This window comes from Streptococcus parasanguinis (assembly GCF_019929185.1).
Classification (GTDB): Bacteria; Bacillota; Bacilli; order Lactobacillales; family Streptococcaceae; genus Streptococcus; species Streptococcus parasanguinis_O.
In genome coordinates, this window is sequence record NZ_JAHZPC010000005.1 from 116,763 (window position 1) to 136,928 (window position 20,166).

Genomic DNA, 20,166 nt, shown 5'->3' on the forward strand with positions numbered 1-20,166 from the left:
ATGGAAGGAAATGTAAACTGGCTCCCACTTTGGATTCTAGGATTGATGGTGGTGATTTGGGCAACCAAATTTCTGACGGCCATCCGTCTCAAGCAAAAGCTGAAAAAAGCTTGGGATGGAGCGCCTTTCTTTCGTAAGAAAGACACGGAAGAAAGTTTGATAGACAGTCTGGCTTATCCAGCTAAGGGAAGGACGATCGATAGCCAAGTGGATGATCAGACCTGGCATGATTTGGCTTTGGATGCGGTCTTTGATCAGCTCAATTACACCCAATCGAGCCTTGGGGCAGAAGCTCTCTATCAAAAAATGCGCCTGCTGGAATTCCAGCCTCAGGATCAACTTCATGACTTAGAAGCCTTCTTTGAAGAGAAACCGGATTTGCGGCTCCAGGTCCAGGTCATTTTCAACCAACTGGGCAAGAAGAACCACAACATGGCGCGTAGTATTGTCGCAAATCCTGGCAAGCATTATGTAGGTTTGCCCCTCTATATAGCCTTGGCCTGTCTTCCCATCCTCTGTCTCTTTGTCATCCCCTTTGAGCCGGTTGGGGCGATTACCCTCTTGGTAATCAGTGTGGTTTTTAATATCGTCTTTTCAAGTTTGCGCAATTGGTCCAATAAAATCCGTCTGGACAATGTTAGTTATCTGGTCCGCATCTTTGCTTCGGCAGAACGCTTGAGCCATCTAGCCTTGCCACAACAAGAAGAGCTCAAGCAGGCGGTCAAACCCTTTAAGAAAACGCGGATCCTTGCCAGTGTCTTGCAGAGTCCAACGGGGACCTCTGAGATGGAAATTATTCTCCTCTACCTCAATGTCCTCTTTTTACTCCCGCAGATCGCTCAGGTTTATATTTACAATCAGGTGAAAGCTCATCAAAAAGAGGCCCAGAAGCTTCTGGATCTGCTAGGGGAGATGGAAGTTGCTATTAGTCTCTTGCGCCATAAGCGGGATCTAGAAGTTGTCTGTCAGCCAGTCTTTACAGAGACGGGTGGAATTGAAGGTGAGACGCTCTATCATCCCTTGCTGTCCAATCCGATTGCAAATGATGTGCATTTTCAAAAAAATATGGTCATCAGTGGGGACAATGCGTCTGGGAAATCGACCTATTTGAAGACCGTCGCTATCAATGCTATTCTGGCTCAAGGGCTGGGCTTTGCTTATGGAGAAACCTTGGCCCTTCCTTACGGTCATGTCCTAACGGCTATGGATGTGAGCGATGATATTGAAGTTGGAGATAGCTACTTTATCACTGAAAGTAAAGCTATTTTGCGTATGATTCAGCACCTCAAAGAGCCAGGTTTTCACTATTTCTTTATTGACGAGCTCTTTAAGGGGACCAATACCATCGAGCGGATCGGATCAGGCCTTGGAATTGTCCGCTGGTTGGCTGCCCAAAACTGTCTCTACATGATTTCCAGCCATGATATTGAGCTGGTCGCGGCCTCCGGTGAAGTCAATGATAATTACCATTTTGATAGTCGCTATGTGGATGGCAAGATCGTCTTTGACTACCAGATCAAGCCAGGGTCAGCCGTGACCAAGAATGCGGTCAATACCCTAGAAAGCTTACATTATCCTGAGGAGATTACGCAAACATCCAAGGACTTGATTGACCAGTATGAAGAGACGGGACACTGGTCTTTGAAAGAAATTGAAAAAGAATGAAAAATGAACGAAGGAGTTTGTAAATGATCGGTTTAGGGACCTTTTATAATGCCTTAGGAGTTGTATTTGGTGGGCTTTTAGGACTGCTCATCGGTCAACGTTTATCAGAAGATTTTCATGAGACCCTTCTGAAAGTGACAGGAGTTGCTGTTTTTGTCTTGGGCATCGCAGGGACCTTGGAAAAGATGCTGGTGGTGCATGGAAGTCATGTGGAGAGTCACAGCAGTATGATGTTGATTCTGAGTCTAGTAATCGGGACCGTTATCGGGGAACTCTTGAAGATTGAGGAGGGTTTTGAGCGCCTGGGAACCTGGCTAAAGGAAAAGACGGGCAATCAAGGTGATACCAGCTTTGTCGATGCCTTTATGACCACGGCCTTGACCATTTGTATCGGGGCTATGGCGGTGGTCGGAGCTGTTCAGGATGGCTTGATAGGGGACGCCTCGACCTTGTTGGCCAAGGCTATTCTGGATATGGTCATTGTTCTGGTCTTGACTGTTTCGAAAGGAAAGGGTGCCATTTTTGCGGTGGTTCCACTCGTGATTTTTCAGGGGGCGATTACGCTGTTGGCCCATTTGATCGCACCGATCATGACCCCACAAGCGCTGTCGAATCTCTCACTGGTCGGCTCCAGCCTCATTCTCTGTGTTGGGATCAACCTCATCTGGGGTAAACGAATCAAGGTCGCTAATCTCCTGCCTGCAGTGCTGATTGCCATTATTTGGGCCTTTCTTGGTTAAAAAATAGAAGCTAACCGGTAAAGATAGGTTAGCTTTTTTTGAAATTCACATGAGACAAGAAATTAAAAAAATCACGGTGTCAGTGGAAATAGATTGCAGACTTTTATACATAAAACAATTTAAGAGATCTTAAAAAAATTAAAATGATATATACTATTAGGCTCATTCAAACACTCACTGAAACTTTCCACCGTGAGAAAAGTGCTAGAAACACGATTGTTTCTGGCACTCGGGAGTTTTGGAAGTAAAACAGTTTGGGAAACTGTTTTAGCCTGAGCCCAGAAATTCAAGAGCGAAGAGGCTCAATATGAATTGAACACGGGCTACGGATTGTGTCAAAACATAAGCTGCAATAACAATAAATCCAAGACACAGTAGCTGATTGAATTCTTCTGTCGCTTTCTAAGCTTGGAAGAATCCTAATCAGCCTTGTGGGGGCAGGACAACGAAGCAATCCCATACAGCAGTGCTTCTGTCCTGCTCCCTATTTTAACTTTATCCCCAGAGGCCCTTAGTATCTTGATTTAGTCATGGAACTTCTTCGAAGTTGGCTGACGTCCGTCCTCACCGAAGGAAAGTTTCTAAGATAACTTTGTATTCAATCTGAATGATTTCCTTTGTCTTTTTGCAAATACGGGAATTCATTTATGGAAAACCTGATTTTTGGTATGATAGTCGTAATTTCGAATAGGGAGGTTGGAGTCGCCATGAGTGATTTGAATCAAACAGTTGAATTTATTAAAGAAATCGAGAAATTAAAGTCGGTAACAAGGTTTAATAGAACCCTTGATGGACGGTCTGAAAATAGTGCCGAGCATTCTTGGCAGGGTGCGATAGCTGCGATGGTTCTGCAAGATTATTATCCTGAAAAATTGAATATGGAAAAGGTCATGTTTCTGTTACTGATTCATGATTTAGGTGAGATTTATGCCGGAGATACTTGGGTGTTTGATGATGAAAAAAAGCTTCATGCTCATGATAGAGAGTTAGCATCTATAGAAAAAACAATGAGCCTCCTTCCAGAAGCAACATATGTGAATATGAAAAATTCGTGGTTGGAGTTTGAAAAAGGCCAGAGTCCTGAGGCAAGATATGCAAGAGTGATTGACGCATTGGTACCACTGATCAATCACTTGGAAGTATCAGAAGTCAATTATAATCCTGATCATATCCGTTCAGAGATGGTATTAGAAAAGAAAAAATTTATAAAAAGTGAATCGGAAGAATTATGGAAACTGACGGAAGAGTTGGTTCAGGAAAGTGTAGAAAAGGGCTTATATTCATAAGTTCCCTTGGCCATCAGTAGCAACCTTCAGCCTAAGAGGAAGGCACCTGTTTTCATGGGTGGTTTTGACTGGCTTGATCTGTGGTATAATGGAACCAGATAATTTACACCCTTTGAAAGGGAAAAGGTTAGATTGTATGATTAAGTTGATAGCAACAGATATGGATGGAACCTTATTAGATGAGCGAGGAGAGGTGGATCTTCCGCGTCTGGAAAGGCTATTGGACCACTTGGATCAAAAAGGGATTCGCTTTGTCATTGCGACGGGAAATGAAATCCATCGCATGCGCCAGCTCTTGGGTCCGTTGGTCAAACGGGTGACCCTAGTCGTAGCCAATGGAGCTCGGATTTTTGAGGATGACCAGATGATTCTGGGAAAATTCTGGGATCGAGAGCTAGTAGAGGCGGTTCTTGCTTATTTTAAGGGGCGGGAAATTTCAGACCAGCTGGTTGTGTCAGCTGTCAGTGGTGGCTTTGTCAAGGAAGGAACGGTCTTTACAGAAGTTGAGAAATTCATGCAGCCGGAAGTGATTGAAGCCTTGTACAAGCGGATGAAGTTTGTTCCGGAATTGACAGCCGATTTGTTTGACCAGGTGCTTAAAATGAGCTTAGTAGTTGGCTTGGATCGTCTCGATCAAGTGCGTCGGGAAGTCCAGCAGGCTTTTGGAGATCAGCTCATGGCGGTTTCGAGCGGTTTTGGCAGCATGGATCTCTTACAAGCAGGCATTCACAAGGCTTGGGGATTGGCTCAATTAATGGAAATGTGGCAGCTTAATGCTAGCCAGGTCATGGCCTTTGGGGATAGCGGAAACGACATCGAAATGCTTGAAATGGCTACTCACTCCTATGCTGTGGCCAATGCAGAAGAAGCTGTCAAGGCTGTTGCCAAACACTTAGCGCCGAGCCATCAAGAAGGTGGTGTCTACCAGGTGATCGAAGAGTATCTAGGATTGACCCCCTGGGAACAAGTGAAAGGAAAGAATTAGATGGCAGTACAACTGTTAGAAGACTGGCTCATAAAGGAGCAGGAGAAGATCGTAACAACCTATCGGGAACTCAATCAAGCCCCTCTGAAGGAGCCTGGTTTGATCTTTATCGGAGATTCCATCGTGGAGTATTTCCCCATTCATGAACTATTACAAAGTCCGAAGCACATGGTCAATCGGGGAGTGCGAGGCTATAAGACAGATCTCCTTCGTGAACATCTAGACGCCCATGTCTTTGGAACGGCGGTGGATCAGATCTTTCTCTTGATCGGGACCAATGATATTGGAAAAGAAATTCCTCAAAAGGAAACCCTAGACAATGTAGAAGCGGTCTTACAAGCAATTATGCGGGATTTTCCGCTAACTCACATCAACCTGATCTCGGTTCTACCGGTGAGTCAAGAAGAGCGCTACAAGCAAAAGGTCTATGTGCGGACCAATGAAAAAATTCAATCCCTTAACCAGGCCTATCGCGAATTGGCCCAAGCCTACCACCAGGTCAGCTATATTGATGTGTATTCGTCTTTATTGGATGAAAAGAGGCAGTTAGCAGAAGCCTATACGACAGATGGTCTCCATTTAAGTGTGGCTGGTTACCGAGTTCTAGCCCAAGCTCTGCAGGAGACATTATAGAGACAAAATAGGGAGCGAAAAAGCCCAACTAGACAAATCTTCAAAGAAAAATTTCAGATTGAAGATAAAGTCTTCTTAAAAACTTTCCTTAGGTGAGTACGGACGTCAGCGAACTTCTTTGAAGTTCCATGACTTAGTTTTGGACCTAAGGTTCCAAAACTCCCGAGTGCTAGAAACAATAGTGTTTCTAGCACTTTTCTCACGGCGGAAAGTTTCAGGAAATATTTGAATGGTTCTTATAATTGAAATCAATTCTATTTCTTTTTAGATTTCTTTAGATGATTTTTTGTAAAAACAGATTGTCTACCTTCCTCTATTTCCAAGAGGAAATTTTTTTGTCTTTTTGGTTGACAAATGTAAATCTTAGGAGTAGAATAGCATCATAAGATTTACAAATGTAGATTTAGAAAGGAGAAGCCATGCAAATTTCCAATGCGGAATGGCGCATCATGAAAATTATCTGGATGGAAGGCAAGCAGACCAGCAGGGATTTGATCGCCGTCTTGTCCGAGCGCTTTGACTGGTCGAAGTCGACCATCAAGACCCTCTTGACGCGCTTGGTTGAAAAGGGCTGTCTGACCAGAGAAAAATCTGGCAAAGCCTTTGTCTACTCGGCTTTGTTGAAGCAGGACCAGAGTTTAGACTTGGTGGTTGAGGAGGTGAAAGACAAGGTTTGCTCAAAAAGAATTGTCCAGGTGCTTGAAAACTTGATTCAGGAGAGTGACTTTACGCTTGCAGATCTTAATCAGCTGCAGCAGGTCCTGGAAGAAAAGAAAGCAGAGGCTGTCGAAACAGTCCCTTGCAATTGTATGTAATAGAAAGAAGGAATTTCAATGTTTGGATTGTTAATTAGTATTGTTTGTTTACTTGGGGTTGCTTTTATTGCTTGGTGGTTCTTTGCAGAGCATGAAAAGGTAAGCGACCACGCTCGTCAGAAATCAGGTTATCAAGAAATTGAAGTCGAAGTCATGGGGGGCTATTCGCCTGAAACCATCGTTCTGAAAAAGAATGTTCCAGCCCGGATCATCTTTAATCGCAAGGATCCATCTTCATGTCTGGCTCAAGTGATCTTTCCGGATTTTGGCGTTCATGAAGATTTGCCTTTGGGTGAAAAACATGTCATTGAAATTACGCCAGAAAAAGCGGGCGAATATGGGTATTCATGTGGAATGAACATGATGCATGGTCACATGATTGTGGAATAAAGGAGTAGGTATGGTAGAAAAACAAAAAGCAGTTGTGGAAAACGGAGTGCAAAAGATCCGTATTACAGCAGAAAAAGGCTATAGTCCAAAGGAATTTCAACTTCAAAAAGGGATCCCTGCTGAAATCACCTTCCATCGGGTCAATCCTTCCGGCTGTTACAAGGAAATTTTGTTTGAAGATCAGGGGATTTTAGAGCCTTTGGAAGTCGGTGTGGATAAGGTGATCTCCTTTACCCCGACAGAAACAGGGGACTTCGAGTTTTCATGTGGAATGAAGATGCAAAAGGGTTCCTACACGGTTGTGGAAAAACGCCGTCGTGTCTTAGGTTTACTGGGTCGCTTTTGGATTACTAGTATCTTTACCCTTCCCTTATTGATCTTGATGATCGGGATGATGGCAGGATTTGTATCCCATCAAGTCAGTCGCTGGGGGACTTTTCTAGCGACAACGCCGATTATGCTAGTGGCAGGAGTTCCTTTTATCAAGAGTGCCTGGGCCTCATTTAAGAAGCACCATTCCAATATGGATACCTTGGTAGCTCTTGGAACCCTGGTAGCCTATGTCTATAGTGTATTTGCCCTTTTTACTGGTCAGCCAGTATACTTTGAGGCTGCGGGTTTTATCATCTTCTTTATCCTCTTAGGGCAAATCTTTGAGGAACGGATGCGTAACAATGCCTCCGAGGCTGTGGAAAAGTTGTTGGATTTGCAGGCAAAAACGGCTCAAGTTCTTCGTGATGGGAACTATGTCGAGGTGGCGGCGGAAGATATCCACATTGGTGATTTGATTCGGGTCCGTCCTGGGGAAAAGATCGCGGTTGATGGGACGATTGTAGAAGGAAGTACGACCATTGATGAGTCGATGGTGACAGGTGAAAGTTTGCCTGTGGAAAAATCAGTTGGTGATGCAGTCATTGGCTCCACTATCAACAGCAATGGGACCATTCTCTTTAAGGCTGAAAAAGTCGGTAGTGAGACCCTCTTATCTCAAATTGTGGACTTTGTCAAAATGGCCCAATCCAGTCGTGCTCCTATTCAAGATTTGACGGATAAGATTTCAGGTATCTTTGTTCCAGTGGTGACGATTTTGGCCATTGCGACTTTCTGGGTTTGGTCCGTGCTTCTGGGCGCGTCGCTCCAAGAGGCCATGCTCTATGCAGTCTCTGTCCTCATTATTGCCTGTCCTTGTGCCCTTGGTTTGGCGACGCCAACAGCCCTTATGGTCGGAACTGGTCGTAGTGCCAAGATGGGGGTTCTGATTAAAAATGGAACAGTTCTTCAAGAAGTGCAAAAGATTCAAACCGTTGTGTTTGATAAGACAGGGACCATCACCATTGGCCAACCGCTCGTAACCGATGTGGTAGGAGATGAAGCGCGTGTCTTGACACTGGCTGCTAGTCTTGAAACTTTTTCAGAACATCCACTAGCCCAAGCGGTGTTATCCCAAGCAGAAGAAAAAGGTTTGGTGCTATCCCCTGTGGAAAACTTCCAAGCGATTGAAGGAAAAGGGGTCCAAGGTCAGATCGACCAGCAGTTGGTGACCTTGGGAAATGGCAAACTTCATGACGGGACAGCGATGGATCCGGAGCTTGAAAAACGGATGGTAGACTTGCAAGAGCAGGCCAAAACAGTGATCAGTTTGTCTGTGGATGGGCAAGTGATTGGCTTGATTGCCATTCAAGATGCTCCGAAGGCCAGCTCAAAAGAAGCGATCAAAAAGCTCAAAGAACGGGGCTTGAAAACGGTCATGTTAACAGGGGATAATGAACGGGTGGCCCAAGCTATTGCTAAGCAAGTGGGAATTGACACCGTCATTGCTGATGTCCTTCCTCAAGAAAAAGCTAGCGCCATCCAAAAACTGCAAGAAAGTAGTAAGGTAGCCTTTGTTGGAGATGGGATCAATGATGCTCCAGCTCTCTCGATTGCAGATGTTGGAATTGCCATGGGATCTGGAACGGATATTGCGATCGAGTCCGGTGGCATCGTGCTCACGCAAAATGATTTGCTTGGCGTTGTGCGCGCCTTTGACATGAGTCAAAAGACCTTCCGTCGCATCTTACTCAATCTCTTCTGGGCCTCTATCTACAATATCCTTGGGATTCCAATTGCTGCTGGAGTCTTTGTAGGACTGGGATTGACCCTCAATCCAGAACTAGCAGGTCTTGCCATGGCCCTTAGTTCTTTGTCTGTTTTGACCAGCTCGCTGCTCCTCAATGTCGCAAAGATTGATTAATGAAAATAAGAAGTGATACAGTATGCAGTAGCGATTAGAACGTAGTCAAACTTTTTTAAGTAATATAAGTTAAGTGATTCAACGAATAAAGTAAAATAAGTTCCAATTTTTAGATTGAATCAAGAAAATACAGAAAACTTTCCGCCGTGAGAAAAGTGCTTGAAACATTATCATTTCAAGCACTCGGTAGTTTTGAGACCTTAGGCTCAAAACTAAGTCATGGAACTTCGAAGAAGTTCGCTGACGTCCGTACTCACCTAAGGAAAGTTTTTTTAAAAATACTTTGCCATCAATTTGAGTACTACAGCATGCTGTAGTACTTTTTTATCATTCCTTACAGCTCTAAGGGAAAATAGAGGGTAAGAAAATATAGTATAATACCCTATTGTAGGATAGTTTGTGAAAATTTCTCAAAAAGAGCATCTGTTATGGAATAGGGATTGAGCATCTCTGAGCAGATCCTTATACATGTGAATCTCTTTGTGATAAATTAATACTGTAATCGTTTTGTAAATCGTTTTCATGAGAAAAGTCAGAAAAAACTCATTTTCAAGGCGAGATGATCGCAAAGATGAAGTAGAAGCGCTATGCTGCATTTTAAGGGATCAAAATAGAATTAAAGGAGAGTTAGAATGACTCAAGGGAAAATTACTGCATCTGCAGCAATGCTTAATGTATTGAAAACATGGGGCGTAGATACGATCTACGGTATCCCATCTGGAACACTTAGCTCACTTATGGACGCTTTGGCTGAAGACAAAGATATCCGTTTCTTGCAAGTTCGTCACGAAGAAACTGGTGCTCTTGCAGCGGTTATGCAAGCTAAATTTGGTGGCTCTATCGGGGTTGCAGTTGGTTCAGGTGGACCTGGTGCGACTCACTTGATCAACGGTGTTTACGATGCAGCTATGGATAACACTCCATTCCTTGCCATTCTTGGATCACGTCCAAACAACGAGCTGAACATGGATGCCTTCCAAGAATTGAACCAAAACCCAATGTACAACGGTATCGCTGTTTACAACAAACGTGTAGCTTACGCAGAACAATTGCCAAAAGTAATCGATGAAGCTTGCCGTGCTGCCGTTTCTAAAAAAGGTCCAGCCGTTGTTGAAATCCCCGTAAACTTTGGATTCCAAGAAATCGACGAAAACTCTTACTATGGATCAGGTTCTTATGAACGTCGCTTTATCGCTCCTGCCTTGAACGAAGTGGAAATCGATAAAGCTGTTGAAATCTTGAACAATGCGGAACGTCCAGTGATCTACGCTGGTTTCGGTGGTGTTGGTGCTGGTGATGTGATCACTGAATTGTCTCGTAAGATCAAAGCACCAATTATTACAACTGGTAAAAACTTTGAAGCCTTCGAATGGGACTACGAAGGGTTGACAGGTTCTGCTTACCGTGTTGGTTGGAAGCCAGCCAACGAAGTTGTCTTTGAAGCAGACACAGTTCTTTTCCTTGGTTCAAACTTCCCATTTGCTGAAGTTTACGAAGCATTCAAGAACACTGAAAAATTCATCCAAGTGGATATTGACCCTTACAAACTTGGTAAACGCCATGCTCTTGACGCTTCCATCCTTGGTGATGCAGGTCAAGCAGCGAAAGCAATCCTTGATAAAGTGAATCCAGTTGAGTCTACTCCATGGTGGCGTGCAAACGTGAAGAACAACCAAAACTGGCGTGATTACATGAACAAACTCGAAGGTAAAACTGAGGGTGAATTGCAATTGTATCAAGTTTACAATGCAATCAACAAACATGCTGATCAAGACGCTATCTACTCAATCGACGTCGGTGACACTACTCAAACATCTACTCGTCACCTTCACATGACACCTAAGAACATGTGGCGTACATCTCCACTCTTTGCGACAATGGGTATTGCCCTTCCTGGTGGTATCGCTGCTAAGAAAGACAATCCAGATCGCCAAGTATGGAACATCATGGGTGACGGTGCATTCAACATGTGCTACCCAGACGTTATCACAAACGTTCAATACGACCTTCCAGTTATCAATGTTGTCTTCTCAAATGGTAAATATGCCTTCATCAAGGACAAATACGAAGACACAAACAAACACTTGTTTGGTTGTGACTTCCCTAATGCTGACTATGCGAAAATCGCTGAAGCGCAAGGTGCTGTAGGATTCACTGTAAACCGTATCGAAGCCATCGACGCAGTCGTTGCTGAAGCTGTTAAATTGAACAAAGAAGGTAAAACTGTTGTTATCGATGCTCGCATCACTCAAGACCGTCCACTTCCAGTAGAAGTACTTGAGTTGGATCCAAAACAACACTCAGAAGAAGCGATCAAAGCCTTCAAGGAAAAATACGAAGCAGAAGAACTCGTACCATTCCGCCTCTTCTTGGAAGAAGAAGGATTGCAATCACGCGCAATCAAATAATTCCTCTCGTGGAAAATCAAATGTAAACATTGTAGATTTTATGCTTTGATTTTCATAGAGAGAAACTTAAAAGACCGGGGGAATCCGGTCTTTTTGTGGAGGATAGTAAATGAATTTAAATCAATTAGATATCATCGTTTCAAATATTCCCCAGGTCTGTGCTGACTTGGAGCATATTTTGGATAAAAAAGCCGATTATGTTGACGACAGTTTTGCTCAGTTCACGATTGGCAGTCACTGTCTCATGTTGTCTCAAAATCATTTGGTTCCTTTGGAAAACTTTCAGTCAGGAATCATTCTTCATATCGAGGTTGAGGATGTAGACCAGAACTACAAACGGTTGAAAGAGCTTGGTATCCAAGTTTTAAACGGTCCAGTTGTAACCGATTGGGGAACCGAAAGCCTGCTAGTTGAAGGCCCAGCTGGTTTAGTGATTGATTTTTATCGTATGAAATAGGAGGCGTGGTCATTTAACGTCAACCTTAGCTATTCTTAAAACAGAATGTGAGAAAATGAACTATTTGAAAGATCGGAGCAATCCAGTCTTTTTTATGTTCCAAAGTGTATGAGTTACCTTAGAATAGGTTTAGTTTTCCATAAGATCTTGTAGGATTTTTTGGAAAGAGAAGGGTATAATAGAACTATCAAATCAAGTGAGGTAGAGAGATGACCGATAAACTTCAATTTCCAGATGGTTTCCTTTGGGGTGGGGCGACGGCTGCTAACCAGTGTGAGGGAGCGTATAATGAAGACGGCCGTGGCTTGGCCAATGTGGATGTGGTACCGATTGGTCCTGATCGTCATGCCATTATTACGGGTCAGAAAAAGATGTTCGACTTTGAAGAGGGCTATTTTTATCCGGCTAAAGATGGCATTGATATGTACCATCGCTACAAGGAAGACATTGCGCTCTTTGGGGAAATGGGCTTTAAAACCTATCGCTTGTCCATTGCCTGGTCTCGGATCTTCCCTAAAGGAGATGAACTAGAGCCAAATGAAGCAGGTCTACAGTTCTATGAAGACCTCTTTAATGAGTGCCACAAGTATGGCATTGAGCCCTTGGTGACCATTACCCATTTTGACTGTCCCATGCATTTGATTACCGAGTATGGAGGTTGGCGCAGTCGCAAGATGTTGGAATGTTATGAACGTCTCTGCCGAACTCTCTTCACTCGCTACAAGGGCTTGGTCAAATACTGGCTAACTTTTAATGAGATCAATATGATCCTCCATGCGCCTTTTATGGGAGCGGGTCTCTGCTTTGAAGAAGGGGAGAATGAGGAGCAGGTCAAATACCAGGCGGCTCACCATGAATTGGTCGCTTCAGCCATTGCCACCAAGCTAGCCCATGAGATTGACCCTAACAATAAGGTCGGTTGTATGCTAGCAGCGGGTCAAAACTATCCGCATACCTGTGCTCCGCGGGATGTATGGGCTGGTCTAGAAGAAGACCGCAAGAACTATTTCTTTATCGATGTGCAGGCGCGTGGGGAATACCCTAACTATGCCAAGAAAGAGTGGGAACGTCAGGGAATCACGGTTGAGATGACGGAGCAGGACCTTCAATTGTTGAAAGATCATACAGTGGACTTTATTTCCTTCTCCTACTATGCCAGTCGGGTCGCTTCAGGGGATCCAGCTGAAAGGGAGAAAACAGCGGGCAATATCTTTGCCTCCCTGAAAAATCCCTACCTAGAAAGCTCGGAATGGGGTTGGCAGATTGACCCTCTTGGGCTCCGTATTACCCTCAACACCATCTGGGATCGCTATCAAAAACCTCTCTTTATCGTGGAAAATGGACTAGGCGCCGTTGATACCCCAAATGAAGACGGGGAGATTGAGGATGACTACCGGATTAACTACCTAGCAGCTCACATCAAGGCCATGCGGGAGGCCATCCATGAAGATGGCGTTGTCCTCTGGGGCTATACGACTTGGGGCTGTATTGACTTAGTCTCTGCCGGGACTGGAGAAATGAAGAAGCGCTACGGCTTTATTTATGTCGATCGGGACAATGAAGGCAAGGGAAGCTTGGAGCGCTCACGTAAGAAATCCTTCTATTGGTACAAAGAAGTCATTGCGACAAATGGGGCTTCTGTTGAATAAAAGTTTTCGGTACTTGCTGGCCGACTCTCTCCTATAAACGAAAAAGCTTAGAATCCCAACCACAAGCTGGGGTCCTAAGCTTTTTGTATGTAGCTAAGCCAAGTCCTTATTTACTGGTCGTAGTCTAAGACATTGTTCTCGATGACAAACTTAGATTCAGCGGAAATGCTGGCTTCTCCTAGTTGCAACTGCGAACTTCCGTCTGGCTTCATGATGTGCCACTGACCGTCCTTGTGGGCAAAGATAGCCTCAAATGTGACGTTATTGCTCTTGTCTCGAATGGGTAGAACAAATGCTTGATCTGTATTCTCTAAAAGGATTTCTTCCTTTTTTTCAAAGTTATAGATATAAAATTGCCCAGCTCTTTGCCCCAAACCATGAAGTTCATCGACTTTTTGCCAATTCTCAAACTTATTCCGAACAAGGGATTCATTATAAATCTTGTTGAAGGTTTCGTTCCGTTTCTTCGTTTCTTCCTCGTCTAGTGTTTTCTGAAACTCTGCAACCTTTTTAGTCGTTTGAATGGTTTGTCTGTTTTGCTCCCTGATTTGCTGGCGGTGGATGACTCGCATCATTCTTGCAGCAACGCCCAGGATGACAAGGATGGATACAAGACTGATTTTAGTTTTAGCATTATTTTTCATAGATGAGTCTCCCTATTGTGTCATTGGTCCTATTATACCCTTTGAAAGAAAGGATCGTCAAGTTCATCTTGTGATGATCTAACATGCAGATCTACCTGGGGACAATAGAATTTTATCAGATTTTCATTGACGAAGGTCCCTTTATTTGATAGGCTAGGGGAATAGAACTGATTTCGCAAGAAAAGAAAAAAGGAGCGAGGCAAGTGGCACGGATTTTATTAATCGAGGATAATGATGATATCCAAGAAATTTTATACAGTCTCTTAAGTGAAGATCATGAGGTCCTTCAGGCTTTTTCAGGTACAGAAGGGCTGCGGCTCTTCCAGCAAGAAGCTGTTGATTTGGTCCTTCTGGATATCATGCTTCCAGGGAAGAATGGGGATCAGGTCCTTGAGGAGATCCGTTTGCAGAGTCAGACACCGGTTATCATGATGACCGCTCTGGGAGACAAACACCTCATTAGCCAGTATCTCCTTGCAGGGGCCAATGATTATATTGTCAAACCCTTTAATCTGGACGAAGTGGCCGCTCGGGTGACGGTGCAGTTGAGAAATCACGTCTCTCCGGCACAGGAAGCTCAAGCGTCGCAAAAGCTCTCCTTTAAAAATCTGGTCCTGAATCCAGAAACCTTTGAACTGGAATCTGGCGAACAGACGCTTCGCTTGGGCAAAAAAGAATTTCAAATATTTGAAACCTTACTGGCGCATCCAAAGAAGATTTTCACCAAGGAAGAATTGTATGAGGCGGTCTGGGAAGAAGTCTATCTGCCTGGAGACAATACACTCAATGCCCAGTTGAGCAACCTCCGAAAGAAAATTGCTCAGCTCGATCCAGATGAGGACTACATTGAAACCGTCTGGGGCTTGGGTGTTCGCTTGAAAGGAGACAAGTAATGTGGGGATTGGTTCTAGTTCTAGTCGTCCTTGTCCTTCTCTTGGGACTAGGTTACCTTCGCTTGCTTTCTGCCTTAAAAGATTTGCAGGAGCAGATTCAAAAGAAGCTCCAAAATGGGAGTGGGGTACGGTTGACCTCTCAGGTCTCAAAAAAAGAATTGGTCGCCTTGACCAAGCAGGTCAGTGATCTGTTTGAACAGATCGAGCGGACCAATCGGATTGCCTTTCAAGAGAAGAAAACCTTGGATATGGCCATCAGTAATATTGCTCATGATATCCGGACACCTTTGACCATTGCTTCGGGCTATACCCAACAAATCATCAAGGGTGGGACGCAGGAAGAGGAAAAGCTGAAGAAAATTGCTTCCAATCTTCAAGTCGTCTCAAAACGCCTGGAATCTCTCTTGGAATACAGACGCTTGATGGAGGGAGCTATTCAGCCTCGGCTTACAGACGTTAATCTCAGCCAAGTCCTGACCCAGCAGTTGTTCCAGTATTATGATAGCTTGTCTGAGGCGGGGATTGCCTTAGAGGTGGAGATAGAGGAGCATCTTCATTATGCTACGGATCCAGAGCTCTGGGAGCGCCTCTTGCAAAATATGCTCAGCAATGTCCTCAAACATGGAAAGGAGCAGGCGCGTTTGACCTTGATGTCGGATGCAGACACGATTCGGGTCGAGCTGCGCAATATTGTGCAACAACCGATTCAGCATTTAGACCAATTGGCTAGTCGCTTCTACTCAGAAAATCTATCGGATACAGAAGAGTCATCTGGCTTGGGTCTCTATATCATTCAAAATTTTGTAGAGATCTTAGGCGGAGACTTGCAACTGGCAACGGAGGCAGATTGGTTTGTTTTGACCATTACACTAAGAGAAAAGGCTTGAGCATTGCTCAAGCCTTTTTGTTATAAATCTTTGTGTTTAAAAGTAGCGAGTCCTAGGAAGCCGAAAACAAGGATGAATCCAAGGGCGATTGAGAGGGTGTTGGTTGTTGCTGTGGTGCTCTGTACCAAGGAATATTGGAACTCCAAGTTTAGATAGTGGAGAATGTCAATATCTTTAAAGAAAAGCGCAGGTAGACTTAAGAGGATATTTCCAATAAAGTAGCCAACGAAGGCCAAGGTGATGGATTGGCTAGCATAGAGAAGGAAGGAAATGATGCTGACCCAAGCCAAGGTACAGAGGAATTGAATCAGCACGGTCAGTCCAAAATGAGCAAGGAAGTGCTCTGGCATGGTGCCAAGTCCATTGTAGAGGGTCGCGATCAAGAAGACGAGACCATAAGAAACAAGAAATTGAAAGAGAGCAATGGTCAGGACAACAGCGCTTTTAGCAAAGTAGTAGCTGGTGCGCGAAACGCCATAGGCCAGACTATTCTTGTATAAGTTTTGCGTTAAGTCTGTTCCCAGGACCAAGGTGATGACAATAATGGTAAAGAGGATAGTCACACTGATGCTGGAAGAGTAGTTGGTCAGGGCTTTAAAGCCTGTCCAAACTTCGGTCGCTTGGGGCAATTTGGATTCCGTATTGACGCCGACGTGGCCGGTAGCTCCAAAGATGACTCCAGACAGGATGTTGAGTACGAGAATGGCTTCTGTGATCCAAAAACCTTTGGAGCGAAAAAGTCTGTAAAAATCTGCTTGAATGGTATGCAACATGATAAATCTCCTAAATGAAATATGTGGGATAAGTAATACAAGACGGTGGTTTGACTAGTCTACCAAGTCCGTAAAGAATTTTTCCAGATCTTGGCGGGCATAGTAGATTTCGTCCACATCAATATCCGCTTGAACGAGGGCTTTGACAATGACTTTAATATCATGAGTCTGTCCGAAGATATGGATTTCGCCGTCCTTATCGATGACCTTGATGCGGTGATGGAGCTGATCCTGAATCAGTTGACTCGCAAGGGCTAGCTGGCTAGTCTTGAGGATGATGTAATCTTCTCCTTGTTCTTCGAATTCAGCCTTGCTAATTTCTTTGATCAGGCGTCCTTGGTCGACAATACCAAAACGATTGGCAACCAGATAGAGTTCAGAGAGGATGTGGCTGGAAATGAGGATGGTCATACCGAGTTCATCGTTGAGGCGCTTGATCATTTGACGGAATTCCTTGATTCCGACAGGATCGAGACCATTGATGGGTTCGTCTAGAATGAGGAAGTCGGGCTTGGCAATCAGCGCAATCGCAATTCCCAACCGTTGTTTCATCCCGAGTGAAAAATCGCGGAATTTCTTCTTACCCGTATTATTCAGGCCGACATAGTTCAGGGTTTCTTTGATGACCTGGTCGGGATTTGGGATATGGCGAGCCTTGCAATAGTAGACCAGATTTTGATAAGCGGTCATATGCTTATGGGCCACGGGACTCTCAATGACGGAACCAACCCGTTTTAGGGCTTGCGTCCACTGGTAGCGATTTGTAGAAGCAAAGAGTGAGACACTTCCGTCAGTTTCCTGAATTAGCTGGGTGATGACCTTGATGAGGGTGGTTTTCCCAGCTCCGTTCTTACCGATCAGTCCGTAGACGTCGCCTTTGCGAATGGTGAGATTCACATCATTTAAGGCGTATTGATGACCGAACTTTTTACTCAAATGGGAAATTTCTAATACTTTTTCCATGGTTTTCTCCTTCGTCCAAATGACTAGTTGTTTTCTTTACACTCTTAGTATACAGCTTGCTTTTCAAATAACTATCAAGTAATTCTCAAATATTTCTAAAAAATCGCGGAATAGAATTCTTAAAAATTAAAAAATTGAATAGGTAGTTCTGCAAAGAAATAAAAAGAATTTCTAATGTTAATATTCAATACAAAATATACTAAAACTTTCCGCTGTGAGAAAAGTGCTAGAAACATGATTGTTTCTAGCACTCGGGAGTTTTGGAACCTTAGGTCCAAAACTAAGTCATGGAACTTCTTCGAAGTTCGCTGACGTCCGGACTCACCTAAGGAAAGTTTTATAAATGACTTTATCTACATTAAGAGGAACTGTTTTTTAAGCTAGCCTCTTCATTTTTAAATTCACCAACAAACTCCTTGATGGCTTGCGCGAGTTCATAGGGTTTCTCTGTATTGAGTAGATGGCCTCCGTCTGCGATTTCTTGATAGCGACCTTTGGGCAGGAGCTTGGCCAACTTCTTAGAAGAAGACTGATTGGCCCAATCTTTGCTGCCACAAATCACCAAGCTAGGGAGAGAGCAAGCTTTAGCAGTATCGGTTAGATTGAGTCCTTTTAATTCGGTCAAGATTTGAAGCATCTGTTGTTTATTGGCATCTTGCTTTGCAAAGACATGCTTGGGAAGCAGACGAAAGAGGAGGATCTGGAGCCTGTAGAGGGGATTGGTGGTGAGTTTGTATTGTGTTCCTGCAAGGACCAATCCCTTGAGTTGTGGAAAGTCTTGGCTGGAGAGATCAAGTGCAAGGACACCACCTAGTGAGAGGCCTACCAGAATAAAGGGTTCACTCTCTTGCTGGAGGCGCTCCATCAGCCTTGCTTTGACCTCCTGATAGCTTTCGCTTGGATGAGAGAAAATATCAAAAGTTTTGGAGTGCAAGGGTGAAAGGGCATATTGGACTCCTTGCCAAGAGAGGACATCCTGCCCTAGTCCATGTAAAAAAATCAGTTTCATTAGGAATCCTTTCTTTGAAAATCGAGTGGATAGAGGCCACGAAGGGCATTGCAGGCATAGACTATGTCAGCAAGTTCTAAATCCTTCAGCGTCAAGAGTTTTTCTTCCACCTGCTGGGTCTCAAGAAGATGGCGCCGGTAGATGCCATCTAATAATGGGAGATGAGCTGGTGGGGTATAGAGCTTGCCTTTGATTTCAAGGACAAGATTGCCAATCGTCGTCTCTAGCAAGCTTCCGTCTGGCAGATAGAAAATCTGCTCGTGATGGTTAGCTGCTAGATGATTTCTCTGACTAGTCTTGAAATAGGTAAACGGAGTTGCTAGATCAAGTTTTTGTTCGGTCAGTTGGGTCTGCAGATAGCTAGCTGGCAAGTCTGTTAGCTCGGTGATCGTCAGTTGGAAGCTTCCGTTTTTCTGCAAGGCAATGCGACAACGGTAGTCAAGGCTAGGATCTACATGAGCGAGCTCTTCTTGAAGGTCGTTCAGGAGTTTTGGTTCGTCAAAAGGATAGGCAAAGTAGCGGCTGGCCTCTCTCAAACGGATCAGGTGTTGCTCTAGGAAAGTCAGCTCTCCTTGATGGATGCGACCGGTCGTCAAAAGCTCAAATCGAGGCTCTTGTCGGTAGAGGACAGCCGATTTTTGTTTGGTTTCCTGGTATTCGCCTTCCCATTTACTATCCCAAGTGATGCCACCACCAACGCCATAGATAGCTTTGGTGCCTTGCATTTGAAGGGTCCGGATGGCCACATTAAAAATCCGTTTCCCTCTTGGAAGAAGGATCCCAATCGTGCCACAGTAGACGCCACGAGGAGCAATTTCTGTCTTTTGGATGATTTCCATAGTAGAAATCTTTGGTGCGCCTGTGATGGATCCACAAGGGAAGAGGGCTTGGAAGGCTTGGACCAGATCGACTTCGGGTCGCAAGTGGCTTTTAATGGTCGACGTCATCTGCCAAACGGTGGAGTATTGTTCGACTTGGCAGAGGCGGGTCACCTGCTCACTTCCAATTTCCGAAATCCGATTCATGTCATTGCGCAGGAGATCCACAATCATCATGTTTTCCGCCCGATTTTTAGGGTCTGCTTCTAGCCAGGCTGCCTCTTTGAGATCCGCTTGGTTGGTGAGACCGCGACGAGTCGTTCCCTTCATAGGGCGCGTGGTCAGTAGTCGGTCGTCTTGCTCAAAAAAGAGCTCAGGACTGATGGAGAGGATGGCGACATCATCGTGCTGGATGAAGGCATTGTAATGGGCTTTCTGCTCTACCACCAAGCGATTGTAGATGGCCAAAGGATCCACCTCTAGATCTTGAGAAAGCTGGACGGTGTAGTTGACTTGGTAGGTGTCTCCCTGGCGGATGTGGTGATGGATGGTCTTGATCGCTTCTTGGTAGGCAGGAGCCTCGACCTCTTCCTTCCAATTGGCTGGAAGGTCCACAGCCTCGTAGTCCTCTGGGAAAGGAAGGGTTTCGACCTCTTGGTGGATGGTGAAGTAGAGGAGATACTCTCCCATGAGGGGTGCAGGATGGACAGCTAATTTTTTCTCAAAAGCAGGAGCAGCCTCATAGCTGACATAGCCAACAGCATAAAAACCAGCCTCCTGATAGGCTTCTACCTCTCTTAGAAGAGTCTCTACCTGGTCGAGGTCTCTTGTTTTTAATTCTTTTATAGGCTCGGTGAAAAGGTGTCTCAATCCAAGTTCTTTAAAATCAATAATCGTTTGTTTATGCATGCTTTGAGT

The 20,166-nt window shown here is 44.5% G+C and carries 18 protein-coding genes; 13 read left to right on the forward strand and 5 right to left on the reverse strand.

The window, feature by feature from the left end:
- From K1I56_RS05070 to K1I56_RS05120, 11 genes are all read left to right on the forward strand, one after another.
- Entirely contained in the window at positions 1-1,665 is a 1,665-nt protein-coding gene (locus tag K1I56_RS05070) for a MutS-related protein (RefSeq protein ID WP_223325429.1), read from the forward strand.
- A 23-nt stretch (positions 1,666-1,688) separates the two neighbouring features.
- Positions 1,689-2,405 (forward strand): DUF554 domain-containing protein, encoded by a 717-nt coding sequence (locus K1I56_RS05075; protein WP_223325430.1) that lies wholly within the window; start codon positions 1,689-1,691, stop codon positions 2,403-2,405.
- Between the two features lie 707 nt (positions 2,406-3,112).
- Positions 3,113-3,691, forward strand: coding sequence for an HD domain-containing protein (locus K1I56_RS05080; protein WP_223325457.1), 579 nt, complete (start codon positions 3,113-3,115; stop codon positions 3,689-3,691).
- 136 nt (positions 3,692-3,827) lie between these two features.
- The gene (locus tag K1I56_RS05085) at positions 3,828-4,676 is read left to right on the forward strand and encodes an HAD family hydrolase (protein ID WP_223325431.1); all 849 of its coding nucleotides are present in this window, start codon (positions 3,828-3,830) and stop codon (positions 4,674-4,676) included.
- Entirely contained in the window at positions 4,677-5,309 is a 633-nt protein-coding gene (locus K1I56_RS05090) for an SGNH/GDSL hydrolase family protein (protein WP_070586870.1), read from the forward strand.
- Positions 5,310-5,728: 419 nt separating this feature from the next.
- Positions 5,729-6,124 carry a CopY/TcrY family copper transport repressor gene (locus tag K1I56_RS05095; RefSeq protein ID WP_049506522.1) on the forward strand — a complete coding sequence of 132 codons (396 nt, stop codon included), beginning with the start codon at positions 5,729-5,731 and terminating at the stop codon, positions 6,122-6,124.
- Between the two features lie 18 nt (positions 6,125-6,142).
- A complete protein-coding gene (locus K1I56_RS05100; RefSeq protein ID WP_118227837.1) occupies positions 6,143-6,514 on the forward strand; it encodes a cupredoxin domain-containing protein in 372 nt (123 codons plus the stop codon).
- Positions 6,515-6,524: 10 nt separating this feature from the next.
- Complete coding sequence (locus K1I56_RS05105; protein ID WP_223325432.1) at positions 6,525-8,747, forward strand: heavy metal translocating P-type ATPase; 2,223 nt, start codon at positions 6,525-6,527, stop codon at positions 8,745-8,747.
- Between the two features lie 632 nt (positions 8,748-9,379).
- Positions 9,380-11,155: a pyruvate oxidase gene (gene spxB / locus K1I56_RS05110; protein WP_150906538.1), complete on the forward strand. Its 1,776-nt coding sequence runs from the start codon at positions 9,380-9,382 to the stop codon at positions 11,153-11,155.
- Positions 11,156-11,264: 109 nt separating this feature from the next.
- Positions 11,265-11,612, forward strand: a complete 348-nt coding sequence (locus K1I56_RS05115; protein WP_003008740.1) for a VOC family protein — start codon at positions 11,265-11,267, stop codon at positions 11,610-11,612.
- Between the two features lie 209 nt (positions 11,613-11,821).
- Positions 11,822-13,261, forward strand: coding sequence for a 6-phospho-beta-glucosidase (locus tag K1I56_RS05120; RefSeq protein ID WP_223325433.1), 1,440 nt, complete (start codon positions 11,822-11,824; stop codon positions 13,259-13,261).
- A 110-nt stretch (positions 13,262-13,371) separates the two neighbouring features.
- On the opposite strand, the gene K1I56_RS05125 is transcribed toward K1I56_RS05120, so the two are convergent.
- Positions 13,372-13,905: a hypothetical protein gene (locus K1I56_RS05125; RefSeq protein ID WP_223325434.1), complete on the reverse strand. Its 534-nt coding sequence runs from the start codon at positions 13,903-13,905 to the stop codon at positions 13,372-13,374.
- A gap of 203 nt (positions 13,906-14,108) precedes the next feature.
- Between K1I56_RS05125 and K1I56_RS05130 the strand changes: the two genes are divergently transcribed.
- Positions 14,109-14,798 (forward strand): response regulator transcription factor, encoded by a 690-nt coding sequence (locus K1I56_RS05130; protein ID WP_223325435.1) that lies wholly within the window; start codon positions 14,109-14,111, stop codon positions 14,796-14,798.
- On the forward strand, positions 14,798-15,685 hold the full coding sequence (locus K1I56_RS05135) for a sensor histidine kinase (protein WP_223325436.1): 888 nt from the start codon (positions 14,798-14,800) through the stop codon (positions 15,683-15,685). Before K1I56_RS05130 ends, K1I56_RS05135 begins: the two co-directional genes overlap by 1 nt.
- A gap of 20 nt (positions 15,686-15,705) precedes the next feature.
- On the opposite strand, the gene K1I56_RS05140 is transcribed toward K1I56_RS05135, so the two are convergent.
- The 4 genes from K1I56_RS05140 to pabB form a co-directional block, all read right to left on the reverse strand.
- A complete protein-coding gene (locus K1I56_RS05140; protein ID WP_049506404.1) occupies positions 15,706-16,458 on the reverse strand; it encodes an ABC transporter permease in 753 nt (250 codons plus the stop codon).
- A gap of 54 nt (positions 16,459-16,512) precedes the next feature.
- Positions 16,513-17,421 (reverse strand): ABC transporter ATP-binding protein, encoded by a 909-nt coding sequence (locus K1I56_RS05145; protein ID WP_223325437.1) that lies wholly within the window; start codon positions 17,419-17,421, stop codon positions 16,513-16,515.
- Positions 17,422-17,779: 358 nt separating this feature from the next.
- Complete coding sequence (locus tag K1I56_RS05150) at positions 17,780-18,430, reverse strand: alpha/beta fold hydrolase (protein ID WP_223325438.1); 651 nt, start codon at positions 18,428-18,430, stop codon at positions 17,780-17,782.
- Positions 18,430-20,157 (reverse strand): aminodeoxychorismate synthase component I, encoded by a 1,728-nt coding sequence (gene pabB / locus K1I56_RS05155; RefSeq protein ID WP_223325439.1) that lies wholly within the window; start codon positions 20,155-20,157, stop codon positions 18,430-18,432. Before pabB ends, K1I56_RS05150 begins: the two co-directional genes overlap by 1 nt.
- Positions 20,158-20,166 lie beyond the last annotated feature (9 nt).